The following is a 668-nucleotide window of genomic DNA, read 5'->3' as shown; positions in this document are numbered from 1 at the left end:
TTTGGCGTCCAACATTCCATAATCGGATGCCATTGCCAAAAATTTTCTTGCATTTATTGTATCATTCAATTGATAATATACTTCACCAATCCAGCTAAGCGCGTCAGGTAATTCATAATTATATTTAATAGATTGTTCTAAATCTTTTATAGCAAGTTCATAATTTTTTAAATATGCATGGGAGATTCCACGTTCATATTCAATTTCGTATTTCCGAACATAATAGTCGGATTCCTTTTCCTTGTAATTTGTGAAATTGATCACTAAATAAGTACTATCAGATTTAATTGCTCCTTTTGTTTTAAGTGCTTTATTATAAAATTCTACGGATTTTTTATAATCTTTAAGGCGCTTATAATTATTCCCAATGTTCATTAGTGCAATTGTGTTATCAGAGTCGTATTTTAAAATTTGTTTATAATCATCAATTGCTCCATCATAATTTTTTAAAATCGACTTATCCGCTCCACGATTCAACAATGCTGGTTTAAAATCTGGCTTTTTCTCAATCGCTTTGTCCAAATAAGGTATGGCTTCAGCATATTTTCCTTTTTCCTCTAATTCAAATGCCAAATCATAATACTGTTCAGCTGTTTTTAAGTCACAAGAACAAAACAAAAGAAAAATGGCAAATATTTGAATTAGGTTTCTTTTCATTACTTACAACG

General features: G+C 29.8%; 1 protein-coding gene. It reads right to left on the bottom strand.

Annotation, left to right across the window (positions count from 1 at the left end; genetic code table 11):
- On the bottom strand, positions 1 to 657 hold a 657-nt coding region (locus tag Q0975_RS28340; RefSeq protein WP_299444361.1), incomplete at its 3' end, for a tetratricopeptide repeat protein.
- Positions 658 to 668: the final 11 nt, after the last annotated feature.

The organism is uncultured Aquimarina sp., assembly GCF_947500065.1.
GTDB lineage: Bacteria > Bacteroidota > Bacteroidia > Flavobacteriales > Flavobacteriaceae > Aquimarina.
This window is presented reverse-complemented; position numbering and strand designations above follow the sequence as displayed.